General features: G+C 72.4%; 13 protein-coding genes and 1 tRNA gene. 10 read left to right on the plus strand and 4 right to left on the minus strand.

What is annotated here, in order from left to right; genetic code table 11:
- Nucleotides 1-2: 2 nt before the first annotated feature.
- From P8627_RS08860 to P8627_RS08885, 6 genes are all read left to right on the plus strand, one after another.
- Nucleotides 3-2150, plus strand: coding sequence for a peptidase M50 (locus tag P8627_RS08860; RefSeq protein ID WP_279963744.1), 2148 nt, complete (start codon nt 3-5; stop codon nt 2148-2150).
- A complete protein-coding gene (locus P8627_RS08865) occupies nt 2143-4119 on the plus strand; it encodes a preprotein translocase subunit SecA (protein ID WP_279963745.1) in 1977 nt (658 codons plus the stop codon). Before P8627_RS08860 ends, P8627_RS08865 begins: the two co-directional genes overlap by 8 nt.
- Nucleotides 4116-4925: an efflux RND transporter periplasmic adaptor subunit gene (locus P8627_RS08870; RefSeq protein ID WP_279963746.1), complete on the plus strand. Its 810-nt coding sequence runs from the start codon at nt 4116-4118 to the stop codon at nt 4923-4925. Before P8627_RS08865 ends, P8627_RS08870 begins: the two co-directional genes overlap by 4 nt.
- Before the next feature lie 146 nt (nt 4926-5071).
- The gene (locus P8627_RS08875; protein ID WP_279963747.1) at nt 5072-6904 is read left to right on the plus strand and encodes a DEAD/DEAH box helicase; all 1833 of its coding nucleotides are present in this window, start codon (nt 5072-5074) and stop codon (nt 6902-6904) included.
- 167 nt (nt 6905-7071) lie between these two features.
- A complete protein-coding gene (locus tag P8627_RS08880; protein ID WP_279963748.1) occupies nt 7072-7956 on the plus strand; it encodes a DUF2189 domain-containing protein in 885 nt (294 codons plus the stop codon).
- Nucleotides 7957-8068: 112 nt separating this feature from the next.
- Nucleotides 8069-9850: a PHA/PHB synthase family protein gene (locus P8627_RS08885; protein ID WP_279963749.1), complete on the plus strand. Its 1782-nt coding sequence runs from the start codon at nt 8069-8071 to the stop codon at nt 9848-9850.
- 16 nt (nt 9851-9866) lie between these two features.
- On the opposite strand, the gene P8627_RS08890 is transcribed toward P8627_RS08885, so the two are convergent.
- On the minus strand, nt 9867-10802 hold the full coding sequence (locus P8627_RS08890; RefSeq protein WP_279963750.1) for an AAA family ATPase: 936 nt from the start codon (nt 10800-10802) through the stop codon (nt 9867-9869).
- On the opposite strand from P8627_RS08890, the gene P8627_RS08895 reads away from it, so the two are divergent.
- The 3 genes from P8627_RS08895 (at nt 10789) to P8627_RS08905 (ending at nt 14516) form a co-directional block, all read left to right on the plus strand.
- A complete protein-coding gene (locus P8627_RS08895; RefSeq protein WP_279963751.1) occupies nt 10789-11505 on the plus strand; it encodes a hypothetical protein in 717 nt (238 codons plus the stop codon). The two genes, P8627_RS08890 and P8627_RS08895, sit on opposite strands and share 14 nt — an antisense overlap.
- 64 nt (nt 11506-11569) lie before the next feature.
- Nucleotides 11570-13462, plus strand: coding sequence for an ATP-dependent zinc metalloprotease FtsH (gene ftsH, locus P8627_RS08900; RefSeq protein ID WP_279963752.1), 1893 nt, complete (start codon nt 11570-11572; stop codon nt 13460-13462).
- Between the two features lie 70 nt (nt 13463-13532).
- On the plus strand, nt 13533-14516 hold the full coding sequence (locus P8627_RS08905; protein ID WP_279963753.1) for a zinc-dependent alcohol dehydrogenase family protein: 984 nt from the start codon (nt 13533-13535) through the stop codon (nt 14514-14516).
- Nucleotides 14517-14538: 22 nt separating this feature from the next.
- On the opposite strand, the gene P8627_RS08910 is transcribed toward P8627_RS08905, so the two are convergent.
- On the minus strand, nt 14539-15936 hold the full coding sequence (locus tag P8627_RS08910) for a preATP grasp domain-containing protein (RefSeq protein ID WP_279963754.1): 1398 nt from the start codon (nt 15934-15936) through the stop codon (nt 14539-14541).
- A gap of 100 nt (nt 15937-16036) precedes the next feature.
- Here P8627_RS08910 and P8627_RS08915 point away from each other — a divergent pair, with 100 nt between their 5' ends.
- On the plus strand, nt 16037-16855 hold the full coding sequence (locus P8627_RS08915; RefSeq protein ID WP_279963755.1) for a class II glutamine amidotransferase: 819 nt from the start codon (nt 16037-16039) through the stop codon (nt 16853-16855).
- Nucleotides 16856-16862: 7 nt separating this feature from the next.
- On the opposite strand, the gene P8627_RS08920 is transcribed toward P8627_RS08915, so the two are convergent.
- Nucleotides 16863-17564, minus strand: coding sequence for a phosphoribosyltransferase (locus P8627_RS08920; protein ID WP_279963756.1), 702 nt, complete (start codon nt 17562-17564; stop codon nt 16863-16865).
- A gap of 114 nt (nt 17565-17678) precedes the next feature.
- Nucleotides 17679-17755, minus strand: a tRNA-Arg gene (locus P8627_RS08925).
- Nucleotides 17756-17837: the final 82 nt, after the last annotated feature.

Consider the following 17837-nt stretch of genomic DNA (forward strand, 5'->3'; position numbering starts at 1 on the left):
CCATGGCGACGGGGTTCGAAAGCCAGCTCTGGTACCGCGTCGCGCATCTGCGCCCGCGCCTCGCCGACCGGGCCGAGATCACGCGGCAGGATTTCCGCGGCCAGGCCTGGTTCGTGCTGCGCGATCCGCTGACGGGCAAGTTCTGCCGCCTGTCCGACAGCGCCTACTGGGTCGCCGCGCAGATGAATGGCACGCGGACGCTGGGCGAGGTCTGGGACATCGCCTGCATCGAGCTGGGCGAGACGGCCCCGACGCAGGACGAGCTTCTGAACGCGCTGGCGCAGTTGTCGGGCGTGGACCTTCTGGTCAGCGACGGGCTGCCCGACAGCGACCGCATCGTCGACCGCGCGCTCAAGAAGGAGGGCAAGGGCCTGGTCGCGCGGTTCATGAACCCGCTGGCGCTGCGTCTGCCGCTCTTCGATCCCGACAGGTTCATCACCGAAGCCTGGCCGCTGGCGCGACCGTTCTTCACGCTCTGGGGCGCGCTGGCCTATGTGGTGCTGCTGGGTTGGGCCGGCCTCGCCGCGATCCAGAACTGGCCGGCGCTGACCGACAACCTGGTGGACCGCGCGCTGGCGGCGGAATCGCTGATCGCGCTGGCGCTGGTCTACCCGGTGGTGAAGTTCTTCCACGAGCTGGGCCACGGCTTCGCGCTGAAGAAATACGGCGCCGAGGTCCGCGAGGTCGGGCTGATGTTCCTGATCTTCATTCCCGTTCCTTACGTCGATGCCTCGGCCGCGACGGGCTTCGTGGACAAGCGCCGCCGCATGCTGGTCAGCGCGGCCGGCATCCTGGTGGAGCTGGGCCTCGCCGCCATCGCGATGCTGGTCTGGGTCGAGGTCGAGGAGGGGCTGGTCCGCGCCGTGGCCTGGAACGTGATGGTGATCGGCGGCATTTCGACGCTTCTGTTCAACGGCAACCCGCTCCTGCGGTTCGACGGCTATTTCGTGCTGTCCGACGCGATCGAGATCCCCAATCTCGGCAACCGGGCGAACCAGTATCTGGGCTACCTCGTCCAGCGCTACGCCTTCGGCATCCAGGACGCGCGCAGCCCGGTCCGCGCGCCGGGCGAGCGGGGGTGGTTCGTCTTCTATTCGATCGCCGCCTTCATCTACCGGATCATCATCACCATCACGATCGTCTCGATCGTCGCGGTGCGCTTCTTTGCGGTGGGCGTCGCGCTGGCGATCTGGTCGGTGACGCTGATGTTCGTGAAGCCGCTGGTGTCCCATATCCGCTTCGTGCTCTTGGGCGAGCGGTTGCGGGGCCGCCGGGCCCGCGCGCTCGGCGTCAGCTGCGCGGCGCTCCTGCTGCTGATCCTGGCGCTGGGTGTCTGGCCGGTGCCCTATCGGACCCTGGCCGAGGGGGTCGTCCATTCGACGCGCGACGAGACCATCTATGCCGAGGCGGCAGGCACCGTCCGCGAGGTCTTCGTGCCCTCGGGCGTGCAGGTCGTGGCCGGCCAGCCGGTCCTGCGGCTGGAGGACCCCTATGCCGAGGCCCGGCTGCGCGCCGCCGAGGCCGAATACGAGCGCTATGCCCGGCGCTACCAGCAATCGCTGAGCGAGAGCGCCTACGACATCCGGCTCTGGCGCGCGCAGGCCGTCCGCGCCGAGCAGGAGCTGCAGATCCTGCGCGAACTGGAGGCGGCCCGGCGGGTCGTGGCGCATCGCAGCGGGCAGCTCGTCCTGCCCGCCATGGCCGATCTGGACGGCCGGTACCTCAACCGCGGCGATATCGTGGGGCATGTGGTCGACCCGGCGGCCGTCGTGGTGCGCGTGGCGGTGCACCAGGACACGGCCGATATCGTCCGCAACCGCACCGCCGCCGTCGACATGCGCCCGGCCGAGCGGCTGGAGCGGCGCTATGCGGGCCGCATCGTGCGCGAGGTGCCCGCGGTGGGCTACGAGCTGGCCTCCGCCGCGCTGACGACCGAGGGCGGCGGCATCTTCGCGCCCGACCCGATGGCCGAGGGCCCGAACGTCGCGCTGCAGCCGGTCATGCAGTTCGACCTGCGCCCGCTGGCCGAGGCGCCCAGCCTCGTCCTGGGGATGCGGGTCCATGTCCGGTTCGACCACGGGCGCGAACCGCTGGTCTGGCGCGGTTGGCGCCGGTTGCGGCAGGTCTTCCTGCGGCGGTTCAATGTCTGACGCTTCACCAGGCGCCCTGCCGGGCCCGCCGCCGGGCCTGTCGCTGTTCCGGCGCATGGTGCCCGCGCCCGAGGCCGAGGCGCCGCTCGACTGGCGCTTCCGCCTGCAGCGCGCCGCGGCCTGGGCCAGCCAGCCCGTGGCCGCGTCGCTGATCCGCCGCCGCGCCCTGGGCCGGGCCGCCGGGGTCGCGCGGATGGCCGAGGGGTTCCGCGCGCTGGACGAGGCGGAGCTTGTGGCGCGCATCGCCGCGGCGCGGCCGCGCGCCGAGCTCGCGCGCCCGCTGGCCCGGCCGGCCTGCGAGCTTCTGGCGCTGCTCTCTGCGTTGGCCTCGCACCGGCTGGGGCTGATGCCCTTCCCGAACCAGATCGCCGGGGTCCTCGTGCTGGCCTCGGGCCGGCTGGCCGAGATGGAGACCGGCTCCGGCAAGACGCTGACCGCGGCGCTGGCCGCCTGCCTCGTGGCGGCGATGGGCGAGCGGGTGCATGTCATCACCGCCAACGACTACCTCGCCGCCCGCGACGCCGCGGCGCTGGAGCCCTTGGCCGAGGCGCTGGGCTTCTCGGTCGGTCTGGTCACCTCCGAGGTCGAGCCCGCCGCGCGGCCCGCCGCCTATCGCTGCCACATCACCCATGGCTCGAACCAGGAGATCGCCTTCGACTACCTGCGCGACCGCATCCGGCTGGGGGCCGAGGCAGGACCCCTGCGCCTGGCGCTCGACATGGTCGCGGCCCCCGCCCCGCGCGGCGCGGGGATCACGATGACCGGGCTGCCCTTCGCCATCGTGGACGAGGCCGACTCGGTCCTGATCGACGAATGCCGCACGCCGCTGATCCTGTCGGCCAATGCCGATCCCGATCCCGACTGGGCGGAGCAGGCGGCGGCCTTCGGCGCCGCGCTGGAGGAGGGACGGGATTTCTCGATCGACCGCTCCGCCCGCCAGATCGAGCTGACCGGCGCGGGGCGGCGGCGCCTGCGCGAGATGGCGCTGGAGATGGGCGGCATCTGGCGCAACACCGCGCGCCGCGAACATGCTGCGACGCTGGCCATCTCGGCCCGCAACCTGTTCCGCCGCGACGAGCATTACCTGGTCGAGGACGGCGCGATCCGGTTGATCGACGAATACACGGGCCGTGTCTCGCCGGACCGGGCGCTGTCGGACGGGCTGCACCAGCTGATCGAGGCCAAGGAGGGGGTCGAGATCACCGGCCGCCGCGAGATCCGGGGCCGCATGACCTACCAGCGGTTCTTCCGCCGCTACCGGCGGCTGGCCGGGATGACCGGCACCGCGCGCGAGGTCGCCGCCGAGATGCGCGCGGTCTACGGCCTGCGCGTCGTGCCCGTGCCGCCGCCCCGCCCGTCGCGCCGCCGCAACGAGGGCGGCCGCATCCTGCGCGACGAGGTTGCGAAATGGGCCGAGGTGCTGGGCCGGGTGCGCGACCTGCAGGCGGCGGGCCGCCCCGTCCTGATCGCCACCCGGACCGTGCGGGCGAGCGAGGCGGTGTCGCAGGCGCTCACCGATGCGGGGCTCGACCATGCGCTCCTGAACGCCGCGCAGTCGGGGCAGGAGGCCGAGATCATCGCCGCCGCGGGCCAGCCCGGCGCGCTGACCGTCGCGACCAACATGGCCGGGCGCGGGGTCGATATCGGCCTGCACGAAGCCGTCCATGCGGCGGGCGGGCTGCATGTCATCCTGACCGAGCTGCACGAGGCCGGGCGCATCGACCGGCAGGTGATCGGACGCTGCGCCCGGCAGGGCGATCCGGGAAGCTGCGAGGCCGTCCTGAGCTGGACCGATCCGCTGATAGAGGGCTTCGGCGGCCTGCCCGCGCGCCTGCGGCTGGGCGGGCTCGGGACATTCCGTCGCGCGCAACGCCGCGCCGAGCGGTTGCATGCCCGCGCCCGAACCGATCTTCTCCGCCACGATCTTCGACGTGAAGAACAGTTCGGCTTTGCCGGGAGGGTGGAATGACCAGATGGATCGCCGTGGCGCTGGGCGCGCTCGCGCTCGGGGCGCCCGCGGCCGCGCAGCAGGCGGATGCGCCGCTCGATCTCGATTGCCTGATCGAGCCGCGTTCGGTCGCCAATCTCTCGCCCGCCGCCGACGGCATCATCGCCGAGATACTGGTCGATCGGGGCGACATCGTCCGCCGCGGCCAGCCGGTCGCGCGGCTCGACGACAGCCTCGAGGCGCTGCAGGTCGATCTGGCGCGCGCCCGCGCGGCCTCGGACGTGGTGCTGCGCCAGCAGGTCTCGCGGCGCGAGCTGCGGCAGACGGAGTTCGACCGCGTGGCCGCGCTGGAGGAGCGCAACGTCAGCTCGACCGCCCTGCGCCAGACCGCCGAGATCGAGCTGCGCCTGGCCGAGATGGGGGTCGAGGAGGCGCAGCTGGCGCGCGACCTGGCCGAGATCGAGCTGGCGCAGATGGAGGCCATGCGCGACCGCCGCACGCTGCGCAGCCCCTTCGCCGGCGTCGTCACCGAGGTCACCGCCGCGCGGGGCGAATTCGCGACCAAGCAGACGGCGATCGTCACCGTGGCCGAGATCGACCCGCTATATGTCAACGTCTTCGTCCCGGCCGAGGCCTATGCCCGCGTCGCGCCCGGTGACACGCGCATCGTTCGGCAGGAGCGGCCCGTCAGTTTCGCGCAGGAGGCGGTGGTGACCGTCGTCGACAGCGTCTTCGACGCGGCCTCGGCCACCTTCGCAGTGCGGCTGGAGCTGCCCAATCCGGACGGCGCCATTCCCGCAGGCACGAAATGCCGGGTGGCGTTCTGAGCGGCGTCGCCCCGCGACCGGCGCGCCCGGAGAAGGGCCATGTGTCGCCCCGGCGCGACGCGATGGCCCGGCTATACATTCGCCGCCGGGCAGCTTAGGGGCGGTCCCTTGTCCGCCCGATCCGGGGCGGCGGCTTTGGATGTGACATGAAACCGACACTTGCCGACGCGCTCGCCGCGCGAGGATACGACACGCTCACCCCCGTCCAGACGGCGGTGCTCGACCCGGCGCTCGAAGGCGCCGACATGCTGGTCTCGGCGCAGACCGGCTCGGGCAAGACGCTGGGCTTCGGCCTCGCCATCGCGCCGACCCTTATGGGCGAGGCCGACCGGTTCGACGCGGCCGCCGCGCCGCTGGCGCTGATCGTCGCGCCCACGCGCGAGCTGGCGCTGCAGGTCCGGCGCGAGCTGGCCTGGCTCTACGAGAAGGCGGGCGCCGTGCTGGCCTCGACCGTCGGCGGCATGGACATGCGCGACGAGCGCCGCGCCCTGGCGCGCGGGGCCCATCTGGTCGTCGCTACCCCGGGCCGCCTGCGCGACCACATCACTCGCGGCTCGATCGACCTGTCGGCGGTGCGCGCCGTGGTGCTGGACGAGGCCGACGAGATGCTGGACCTCGGCTTCCGCGAGGACCTGGAGTTCATCCTCGGGGCCTGCCCCAAATCGCGGCAGACGCTTCTGTTCTCGGCCACGGTGCCCGCCGCGATCGCCAAGCTGGCAGAGGGCTATCAGCGCGACGCCAAGCGCGTGGCCACCGCTTCGCGCGAGGCGCAGCATGCCGATATCGACTACCAGGCGGTGACCGTTGCGCCGCGCGACGGCGAGAACGCGATCATCAACGTTTTGCGCTTCCACGAGGCGCCCAACGCCATCGTCTTCTGCAACACCCGCGCGATGGTGAACCGGCTGACCACGCGCCTGTCCAATCGCGGCTTCCCGGTCGTGGCCCTCTCCGGCGAGCTGAGCCAGGCGGAGCGGACCCATGCCCTGCAGGCGATGCGCGACGGGCGCGCCCGGGTCTGCGTGGCGACCGACGTGGCGGCGCGCGGCATCGACCTGCCAAATCTCGACCTGGTCATCCATGCCGAGCTTCCGACCGGGTCGGACACGCTGCTGCACCGCTCGGGCCGGACGGGCCGGGCCGGGCGCAAGGGCACCTCGGTCCTGATCGTGCCGCCCGCCGCGCAGAAGAAGGCCCATCGCCTGCTGGGATGGGCGAAGCTGTCGGCGAGTTGGGGCCCCGCCCCTTCGGCCGAGGCAGTGCTGGAGCGCGACCGCGAACGGATGCTGGCCGATCCGGCCTGGTTCGAGGAGATGACCGAAAGCGAGTCGCCCGCGGTCAACGACATGACCGCGCGTTTTTCGCCCGAGCAGCTTGCGCTGGCCTATCTGCGCCTGCGCGCGGAACGCCAGACCGCGCCCGAGGAGCTGGAGGACCCGGCCGCCGCCGCGGCCCCGCGCCCGCGCGAGGCCTTCGGCCCGAGCCGGTGGTTCGAGGTCTCCGGCGGGCGCGATCGCGGGCTGGAGCCGCGGCGCCTTCTGCCGATGCTGTGCAGGGCCGGGCAGGTCACGCGCGACGATATCGGCGCGATCCGCATCCGCGAGACGACGAGCTACGTGCAGCTGCGCGAGGGCCGGGCCGAGGCCTTCGCCCGCGCCGTGGGCGGTGAGATCGAGGACGGCCTGACCCTGCGCCCCGCCGACGGCCCGCCCGCCGACGACCGCAAGCGCGGGCCCGGCCGCGACGACCGGGGCCCCGACCGCAAGTCGGCCGCCCCCGGACGGCCCCGCCCGGACCGCACGAAGCCCGAGGATCCGACCCGCGACGGCGCGGTGACGCCGGGCAAGCCCCGGACCGGGGCCAAGTTCAAGCCGCACAAGGGCAAGCGGGCCGATGCGACGGGCGCGCCGCCGCCGAAGGGCAAGCCCTCGTCGAAGAAGAACAAGGCCCGCGCCGGGAAGACTCCGCCGCGATCCTGAGCGCGGCCGGCCGGCGCACCGCATCGTGATTGCCTGGGCGGGCCAAGCCGCCGCGCGGCGGTCGTGCCGCAGGCGGAATCGTGATACGCTGGTTTCGCGCCGGCGCTCCGACCGGCGAGGCCCGGTCGGTCTAGCCCTCGGCGCGGAAACGCGAGGAGGCTTGCGCGATGGCCAAACCCGTCAGAACGATCGGCAACCCGATGACCTGGACGCTCGACGCGATCATCGATCTCGTCCGGTCGGGCCGGCACGCGGCCCGGGATATCGGCGGCGAGGGGCTGCCCCCGCCCGAGGTCGCACGTCTCGATTTCCGTGATCTGGGCCTCGCGCTGCGCAAGGGCGCCGTGGATTTCGCGGCGCTGCGCACCGATGTGATCTTCATCGTCATCCTCTACCCGATGATGGGCCTCGTGCTGACGATGTTCGCCCTGCAGCGGGACCTCTTGCCGCTTCTCTTCCCGATGATGTCGGGCTTCGCCCTGCTCGGGCCCATCGCCGCGATCGGCCTCTACGAGATGAGCCGGTGCCGCCAGAAGGGCGATCCGGCGGGCTACGGCGCGGCGTTCGGCGTCATCCGGTCGCCGGCCATCGGGTCGATCCTGGCCATCGGGCTGGGACTGGCCGTGGTCTTCTTCGTCTGGCTCCTCGCGGCGCTGCTCATCTATCGCCTGACCCTCGGGCCGGCGAGCCCGATCTCGCCCGCGGCCTTCGCGACGGATGTCTTCACCACGCCCGCGGGCTGGGCGCTGCTGGTGCTGGGCTGCGGCGTGGGCTTTGTCTTCGCGGCGGTGACGCTCGCCACGACGGTCGTGTCGATCCCGCTGATCCTGGACCGCCATGTCGGCGTCTACGCGGCGGTGACGGCCTCGCTGGCGGTGACGCGCAAGAACCCCGCCGTGGTCGCCGCCTGGGGCCTGATCGTCGCGGCCTCCCTGGCCCTTGGCACGCTCCCGATCTTCCTGGGCCTGATCCTGGTCTTCCCGATCCTCGGCCACGCGACCTGGCATCTCTACCAACGCGCGGTGCAGCCGCCGGCAGCCCCGGACGCCTGACCCGCCCCGACGCGCTTGATCGCCGTCAAGGCGGCGGCGCGGCGCGCGGTCGAGAAGGGGGCGTTGCGGCCGGGGGAGGGATTCGCCCGGGCCGACCTGGGGGAGGGATGCGATGGCCACGATCTCGACGGCGCAGAAGGCGAAGCCTGCGACACCGAACCTGCCCGTCCCGCTGGCCGATCCGGCCCCGGCGCGCCATCCGCATGCCGTGCTCGACCGGGCCGCGCGGGCGGCGCTGGCGCGGCTGACCGGCGGCGTCTCGCCGCATTCCATCGTCGCCGCCTGGCAGGACTGGTCGCTGCACCTCGCCCGGTCGCCGGGCCGGCAGCTCGAACTGGCCGAGCGGGCCCAGGCCAATGCCGGCAAGCTCGGCGCCTTCGCGATGTCCGAGGCCCTGGCCCGGGAGGCCGAGGCGCCCTTCGCCCCCAAGGCGTACGACCACCGCTTCACCCATCCCGGCTGGGAGCAGCCGCCCTTCAGCCTCTGGAAACAGGGCTTCCTCGCCGTGCAGGACTGGTGGCACGCGGCCACCGACGACATGCCGGGCCTCGCCAAGGGCGATGCCGACCGGGCGCGCTTCCAGATGCGCCAATGGCTCGACATCGTGTCGCCGTCGAACTTCCCGCTCACCAATCCCGAGATCATCCAGGAAACCGTCGCCGCCGGCGGCCGCAACTTGGTGCAGGGCGCCGCGCATTTCACCGAGGACTGGCTCCACACCCTGTTGCAGACGCGCGAGAAGCCGCCCGAGGGCTACCGCGTGGGCGAGGATCTGGCCTGCACGCCCGGCCGCGTCGTCTTCCGCAACCCGTGGTTCGAGCTGATCCAATACGATCCCCGCACCGAGGCGGTGCATCCCGAACCGGTGCTCTTCGTGCCGGCCTGGATCATGAAATACTACGTGCTCGACCTGTCGCCCGGCAATTCGATGGTCCGCTACCTGTTGGACCAGGGCTTCACCGTCTTCATGATCTCGTGGCGCAATCCCGGCGCCGAACATGCCGACTGGTCGCTGGAGGATTACCGGCGCAACGGCATCATGGCCGCGCTGGACGCCATCGGGGAGATCGTGCCCGACACCAAGGTCCATGCGAACGGCTATTGCCTGGGCGGCACGCTGCTGGCCATCGCGGCGGCGACCATGGCACGCGACGGCGACGACCGTCTGGCCTCGATCACGCTGATGGCCGCGCAGGTCGATTTCGCCGAGGCGGGCGAGCTTCTGCGCTTCGTCGATGACAGCCAGGTCGCCTTCATCGAGGATTTCATGTGGGACCAGGGCTATCTCGACCGGCCGCAGATGACGCGGACCTTCGCCTCGATCCGGGCCGAAGACCTGATCTATAGCCGCGCCGTCAACCGCTACTTCCTCGGGCGCGAGGATCTGCCCACCGATCTGGGCGTCTGGAACGGCGACACGACGCGGATGCCGGCGCGGATGCATTCGGAATACCTGCGCGGCCTGTTCCTCGAAAACCGCCTGACCGCCGGCCGCTTCGCGGTGGAGGGCCAGGTGATCGCGCTCAAGGACATTTCGGTCCCGCTCTTCGTCGTGGGCACCGAGACCGACCACATCGCGCCCTGGCAATCCGTCTACAAGACGCGGCTCTTCACCGATTGCGACCTGACCTTCGTGCTGACCAGCCGCGGGCATAATGGCGGCATCCTGAGTGAGCCGGGCCATCCGAACCGCCATTACCGGATCGGCCATCGCGAGGCCGGCGCACTCTATACCGATCCGGAAACCTGGCTTGCGCGGCACGATCCGGTCGAGGGGTCCTGGTGGCCCGAACTGTCCGACTGGCTGGCGGGACTGTCGGGCGAACCGGGTCCGCCGCCCGTACCGGGTCGCGCCCTCGGGGCGGCGCCCGGGACCTACGTACACCAGACCTGAGGCCGCGCCCGCAGGCTCAGGCCTGGGCGGGCGACCGGCCGGAAAGATCCGGCGTCTCGCCGGATCCGTCGCCCAGTGCGGTCCGGGCGGTGCGCAGCACCGCGTCCGGCGTGCCGGAGGCCTCCAGCAGATGCCAGTCGAGATGGCCGATGGACGCGCCGAGCTGACCCCGCAGAACCTCCAGATCCGCATCCGATGAGTCGCCCCGCCGGGCGCGGACGCGCGCTTCGAGAACCGGGACGGGGGCATCGAGCCAGAGCCCGTGGAACGGCACGCCGGCCCGCGCCGCGCAGGCGGAGGCGGCCGCGCGCAGGGCGGGATCCAGGAAAGTCGCGTCGAGGATCACGGCCTGGCCCGCGGCAAGAAGCGTCTCGGCCCGCCGGAACATGCCCGCATAGACCGCCTCGCGTTCTTCGGGCGCATAGCGCGCGGGGGCGAGCCTGCGGTCCTTCGGCCGGCCGGCCTTCCGTTCGAGATCGGACGACAGGAGCACGGCCCCGGGCAAGGCGCCCGTCCCGGGGGCGAGCCGGCGGGCGAGCACGCTCTTGCCGGTGCCCGAATAGCCCCCCGTCGCGATCAGCATCGGCGGGGCGGGGTGCAGCGCCGCGAGCGCTAGGTCGAGGAAGGCCCGGATCTCGGCGGCGGATGCGCCGGGCCGGGCCCGCGCCGCGTCGGTCTGCAGCGCGACCATGGCGCGGATCGCGGCCCGGACGGAGATGAAGAGCGGCAGCGCGGCGAGGCCCGAGTCCTCGACCCCGCGCGCCTCTCGCAGCCAGGCGTCGAGGACGCGGCAGGCCTGCCGGCGCAGATCCCGGTGGCAGAGATCCATTATCAGGAAGGCCGCGTCGTAGAGGATGTCGCAGGTCCCGAGGTCCTCGTCGAATTCGAGCGCGTCGAAGAGGACGGGCCGGTCCCCGATCTCGGACGAGATTGCGCAGATGCAGGTCGCCATGGCCGCGCCGCACATGCCCCGCGCGCCCGCGCCGGTCGAGAAGCGGGCAGAGCCGGTCGAGCGCGGCGGCGGCGGCGGCGCGCCAGGCGTCCACCCGCTCCGCGCCGGCGGCGCCCGGAAACTCCGCGAAGACGCGGCCCAGTTCGGCCAGGATGTCCGAGATCGGCGCGCCGCCGGGGCGGCGGATCACCGGGGCGGCCGCGTGATAGGCGGCGATCGCCTCGCCCGTGGCCGTGGCCAGCGCGTCGTCGAACGCGCCGCGCGCGGCGATGGCCTCGAATTCGCAGTCGGCCGGGAAGCGCCACATCCGCAGCACCCAGTCCACCACCGGCCCCGCGCCGCCCAGCGCGAGACCGTCGCCCTTTCGCGTGACCGGCAGCACGTCGCGGTAGATCATCGGCGCCGCGGGGGCGTTGAGCTCCAGCTCGCGCAGAAGCAGGGCGTGGCGCCGTTCCGGGGTGCCCATGTCCATGTAGTCGTAGACCACGGCCCGTTTGAGCTTCAGCGCGACCGCGCCGCAGAGGAAGACATAGGCGCCGTGGGTCTCGACGATCTCGACCGGTGCGTCGTCGGGGGACGGGGTATCCAGCGCCCGAAAGGCGGCGGGCGACGACAGGAAGGCGATGGTCTGGGACTGGTCCAATGGGCGGACTCCCGGCTGGTTGATCGCAGTATCGGCGCCCGCCGGGCCGGGGGGCCTTGACCCCGGTCAACGCGGCGGCGGCCCGGTGCGCGCATGATGGATGAATCCCCAGCCCGGAGATCCCATGCCCGATCCGTCCGCTCCGCCGCCCCGCGGCCCGACCCTCGACCCGAAATGGCTGAGCGGCGCCTGGCTCGTCTCGACGATGCTCGCGCTCGGCATCCTTTGGGTGTTCGTCCTGGGCTCGCAGCCCGGCCCGACGGATCTGCCCTATAGCGAGGTCAAGGCGATGATCGCCGACGGGATCGTGACCGGCGCGCATCTGGAGGAGCATGCCATCACCGTCACGACCGGCCGCGAGGGGGAGCCCGCGACCTTCCGCGCCGTCACGCCCGCGCAGGGCGATCCCGCTCTGCTGGCGATGCTGGAGGCCAACGGGGTCGAGATCACCGCCGAAGCCCCGCCGCAGGGGTCGATCCTGGCCTATTTCCTGCCCTGGGTCCTGATCCTCGGTGTATATTTCTGGTTTCAGCGCCGCATGATGGGCCGCATCGCCGGCGGCCTGGGCAGCGGCGGGCCGGGCGGGCTCTTCGCCGGGCGATTCGCCCAACCCAGCGAGAAGCGGCCCGGCGTGACCTTCGACGACGTGGCCGGCCAGGACCAGGCCAAGACCGAGGTGGCCGAGCTGGTGGAGTTCCTGCGCGAGCCCGATCGCTTCCAACGGGTCGGCGCCGAGGTGCCGCATGGCGTGCTGCTGATGGGTCCGCCGGGCACGGGCAAGACGCTGCTCGCCAAGGCGCTGGCGGGCGAGGCGGACGTGCCCTTCTTCTCGACCTCGGGGTCGGAATTCATCGAGGTCTTCGTGGGCGTCGGCGCGGGCCGCGTGCGCAAGATGTTCGAGGCCGCGCGCAAGGCGGCCCCCGCTGTGATCTTCATCGACGAGCTCGACAGCATCGGGCGGACGCGCGGCACCGGCCTGGGGGGCGGCCATGACGAGCGCGAGCAGACGCTCAACCAGATCCTCGCCGAGCTCGACGGCTTCGGCGGCAAGGAGGCCGTCGTGGTCCTGGCCGCGACCAACCGGCCGGACGTGCTGGACCCCGCCTTGCTGCGGCCCGGGCGCTTCGACCGGCACGTGGTGCTGAACCTGCCCGACCGGATGGCGCGGCGCGCGATCCTCGACATCCATGCGCGCGACCTGCCGCTGGTCGATCCGAACGACCTTGAGGCCATCGCCGCCGGCACGCCCGGCTTTTCGGGCGCGGATCTGAAGAACCTGCTCAACGAGGCCGCGATCCAGGCCGCGCGCCGCCATGGCGACAGCATCACCGAGGCCGACCTGCAGGAGGCCCGCGACAAGGTGATGATGGGCACCGTCCGGACGTTGGCCATCCATCCCGACGAGAAGCACCGCCTCGCCGTGCACGAGGCGGGGCACACCGCGGTGGCCTTTCACCTGCCGGGGGCCGACCCGCTCTACAAGGTGACGATCATCCCGCGCGGCCGCAGCCTGGGCGGCACGCATATGCTCTCCAAGGAGGAGCATCACACCTTGCCCGAAGGCTATCTGCGCGCGCAGCTGGCCATCCTGCTGGCGGGCCGCGCGGCGGAGAAGCGGATCCTCGGCAGTGTCAGCTCCGGCGCGGATGACGACATCCAGCGGGCGACCAAGCTGGCCCGGTCGATGGTGGCGCGCTGGGGGATGAGCGAGGCGCTGGGCCCCGTCGACCTGCGCGAGAGCGCGGAGCATCCCTTCCTCGGCCAGTCGATCGCGCAGCCGCGCGAGCATGCCGACGAGACCGCGGCGCGGGTCGATGCCGCCGTGATCGCCCTGCTGCGCGAGGCCGAGGCGACAGCCGACGGCATCCTCGAGCAGAAGCGGGGCGGCCTCGACCGCCTGATCGCCCAGCTGGAGGCCGAGGAGATCCTCGATGCCGAACAGATCGCGGCCTGCCTGAGCGGGGGCGACAAGGTGCGCTATCTCAAGCCGCAGCCGACGGACGGGCCGCTCGAATGAGGCCGCGCCGCCGGATCGGCCCGCCGCCCCCTGCCGCCCGAGCACCGGGCGTGCCGCGGTGACGCGATCGATGCGCGCGATGGTCCTGCGGGCGGGGCAGCGCGCGCTGCGGGAGGAGCGGATCGACCTGCCATTGCCCGGCCCGCGCCAGGTGGAGATCGCGGTCGAGGCCTGCGGGGTCTGCCGGACGGATCTCCATGTCGTCGATTGCGAGTTGCCGGATCCCGCGCTCCCGCTGATCCCCGGCCACGAGATCGTCGGCCGCGTCACGGCTTGTGGCGCGGAGGTCCGGGAGCCCGCGATCGGACAGCGCGTCGGCGTGCCCTGGCTGGGGCGGACCTGCGGGAGCTGCTTCTATTGCCGCATGGGGGCGGAGAACCTCTGCGACGATCCGGGTTTCACCGGCTACACGCTGAACGGTGGCTTCGCCGAGCGGTGCCTGGCCGATGCGCGCTACGTCTTTCCCCTACCGGGCGATGACGATCCGGTGGCGCTGGCGCCGCTGCTCTGCGCCGGGCTGATCGGCTATCGCAGCCTTCGCAAGGCCGGCGATGCGCGGCGGCTGGGCTTCTACGGCTTCGGGGCGGCGGCGCATATCCTGGTCCAGATCGCCACCTGGCAGGGCCGCGAGGTCTATGCCTTCACCCGGCCCGGCGACACCGCGGCGCAGGATTTCGCGCGCGAGACGGGGGCCGTCTGGGCGGGCGGCTCCGACACGGCGGCGCCTGTGCCGCTCGATGCCGCGATCCTCTTCGCGCCGGTGGGCGCGCTGATCCCCGCCGCGCTGCGCGCCGTGCGCAAGGGTGGGCGCGTCGTCTGCGGGGGCATCCACATGAGCGATGTCCCGTCCTTTCCCTACGCCGATCTCTGGGGCGAGCGGCACGTCCTGTCGGTCGCCAACCTGACGCGGGCGGACGGGGAGGAATTCTTCCCCTTGGCCCGCAAGGCGGGGGTACGGACCCGGACGGTGCCCTATCCGCTGGCGCAGGCGAACGCGGCGCTGGACGACCTGCGCGCGGGCCGCCTGCAGGGCGCGGCAGTCCTGATGCCCTGACGGCGCTTCGGCCGGGACCGGATCACGCGGGGTCGAACCGGGCCCAGGCGCGCCGCATCAGCGCCCGCGCAGCGCCGGCGGTCCGGTCCATCGCCATGAGGTTCACCCGCAGGCCGTTCCGGGCGTCGGGCGGCGAGAGGACGACGATACCCGTCGCCGGATCCCCGTCGCGCCACAGCAGGCCCCGCAGGCGCGCCACCATTGCGTCCATTCCGATCAGCGGAAGCTCGGGGCGGATCGCCTGCGTGACGACGAATCCCGCGGGCGCCGCGCCGCCGGCGAGGCGCGTCGCCACCGCGAGGGGGATCGACATGCCGCCCCAGCGGGCATTGCATTCGATCCAGTGCAGCTCGGGGGGGCCGCCGCCGTCGCGCAGGATCGCGTCGAGCGAGCATTGCCCGACATATCCCATCCGCTGCAGCGCATCCGCCAGCGCCAGGCCTTCCGTCGCGAGCCGCTCCTGCAGCGCGGGCTCCAGCTCGGCGCGCGTGCCGCCGATGAAGGCGCCTTCGACGCCGAGAACGCGCTGCTCCATCACGCCGTCGAGGCGCGGCGGGCCCTTCGCCGGGATCCAGATCTGGACCGAGGGGCTGCACCGCACGCCCGTCTCCCACACGCCGATCTGGAGCGGGAAGCGTCCCTGCCAGCCCAGCGCGGCGAGACGGTCGAGGAGGAGCCGCCGGATGCCGGCCGGTGCGAGCCCCGCCAGCGCCGCGGTTTCGAGCCGGATATTGCCGGAGGATCCTGCGCTGTCGGGGACCTTGACCACGACGCTGTCGGCGCTGCGGGCCATCCGCGCGACCAGCCCGGCGGCGGCGGCCGGGCCGAAGGCCGCGGCGCTCGGCGGCACGGCATCGCGCCCTAGGACGTCGCGGGCCAGCGCGGCGAACCACAGCTTGTCATTGGCCCGCCGCGACATCAGGGGCGTCGGCCCGGCGACGGCCACCGGCCTGTCTGCCGCCTCGGCCAGGACCTGGGCCAGTCGCCAATCGTGGCCGGTCGTGAGGTAAGGCAGGATCGCCGGCGTCCCGCGCCCGGCGATCCGCGCGGCGATGCGATTCCGCATCTGCGCATCCCCGTGGCAGAGCGCGGCCACCGGCCGGGGCCGGCCCGCGCCGACGGACAGGAACGCGACATCGCCGAGCCCCAGCCAGTCCTGCGCATAGGCCGCGAAGCGCGGGGCGGGCTGCCGCGTCACGACCGTGTCGCCGGGCCGCGCCAGAAGCGCCATGCGGTGGTCGAGCGAGGAGGCGTGATCCGGCGGGAACAGCGCGATCTCGCTCTGATCGCCGATCAGGAGCCGCGCGCCGTCCCCGATGCCCTGTTCGACGCGCGGGCCGAAGCGGCCGGCGAAGCGCAGCAGCGGCTCGTCGCGCAGGCGCCGGGCGGCGGCGCAGGCGGCATCTGATCGCGTCGACATGGCCGCGCCTACCGCGCGCCGCGCGCGCCGGCCTTGATCGCCGTCAAGGCGCCGCCGCCCGAATTGCCGGATTGACGGGCCAACCCGGGAGCCTCCGCGAATGTGCCGCCTCTATGCCATGCATGCCAACGAGCCGACCCGCGTCGAATGCGGCCTGGTGCGCTCGCAGAACGCCCTGATGGCGCAGAGCCTCAGCGACCGCGAGGGGATGATGCACGGGCACGGCTGGGGCGTCGCCGACTATCCGGAGGGCCTGCCGATCATCGAAAAGCAGACCTGGGCCGCCTTTCACGGCGAGCGCTTTGCCAAGAAGGCCGCGCGGGTCTATGCCCGCACCGTCGTTGCCCATGTCCGCCGCGCCACGGTCGGCGCCCAGGCGCTGGAGAACACCCATCCCTTCCACCACGGGGTCTGGATCTTCGCGCATAACGGCACCATCCCGAATTTTGGGCGGGTGCGGATGGCGATGCTGGAGGCGATGGACCCGCTGCACCGGGTCGAGATCGACGGCGAGACCGATAGCGAGCACATCTTCCGCTACCTCCTGAGCCTGCTGCTGCGCCATCCGGAGCGGGGGCTCCTGGAAAACGTGCAGGCGGGGCTGAACGACGTGATCGCCTGGAGCCGCGTGGTCGACCCGGGCGCGCGCGTCGGCTTGAACGTCGTTCTGACCGACGGGCGGCGCATGGTCGCCTCGCGCCTGAACCGAAGCCTGTACCGCCTTCGCCGCGACCGGGTGTTCGATTGCCCGATCTGCCGGAAGCCGCATGTCCATCACAAGGCGGCGACCGATTACCGGGCCGTCGAGATCGCCTCCGAACCGATCACCCAGCACGATGTCTGGACCGAGGTGCCGAATGGCTGCGTGTTTCAGGTGACCGAGGATTACGGCATCGAGAGCCTGCCGCTCGGCGCGTGACCGCGGCCTAGCCCGCGTCGGCCGATCCGTCGCCCGCGCAGCGCGCCATCGCGGCGACGACCTCCGCGTCGCTGACCTGCGAAAAGGTTGCATAGGACCCGCCGACCGCGCGGAACATCCGGGGCGTGTCGAGGCAGATCGCGACATCCGCCAGCCGCGACAGCTCCTCCAAAACGTCGGGTGCTGCGACGGGAAGCGCCAGGATCAGCCGCTTGGCCCCGGCCTTCCGCGCCGCCAGGAGACCGACCCGCAGCGTGGCCCCGGTGGCGGCCCCGTCATCGACCAGGACCACCGTCTTCCCCGCGATCTCCGGGCGCGCCCGGTCCCCGAGATAGAGCGCCCGGCGTCGCGCGATCTCGGGCAGGAGATCGCGCCCCATCGCCTCGACCCGCGCATCGTCCAGGCCGTAGGCGCCGGCGATGCGGCTGTTGACCACCGTTATCGGATGCGGGCCGTCGGCCACCGCCCCGGCGGCCAGCTCCGGCTGTCCCGGCATGCCGATCTTGCGCACCATGAGCAGGTCGAGCGGCAGCCCGCGGGCGCGGCAGATTTCCTCGGCGACGGGCACCCCGCCGCGCGGCAGGGCCAGGACGACGGTCTGGGCCGGATCGAACTCCGGCAGTTCTGCCGCCAGCCTGCGCCCCGCGTCGTGGCGGTCGGTAAATATCGTCGCACGGGCCATGCCGGTCCCATCCGTTGCGAGGATCATCGCAAGCAAGGATGCGCCGGCCCGCGGCTGGGGTCATTGATCCCGCGCAAAAGGCCCGCGCGCGACGGCGGCCGGGGCCCCACCGTCGCGGGCGCGGCAGATGCGGAGAGGAGGTGGTGATCCCGGCAGGACTCGAACCTGCAACCTATCCCTTAGGAGGGGATTGCTCTATCCAGTTGAGCCACGGGACCCCCGGCGGGTGATAGCGCTCGCAGCGGGCGCTTGTCCACCGATGCGGCCCCGCGCTAGACCTGCGGCATGACCCTCGGACGC

It is taken from the genome of Jannaschia sp. GRR-S6-38 (assembly GCF_029853695.1).
Lineage (GTDB): Bacteria > Pseudomonadota > Alphaproteobacteria > Rhodobacterales > Rhodobacteraceae > Jannaschia > Jannaschia ovalis.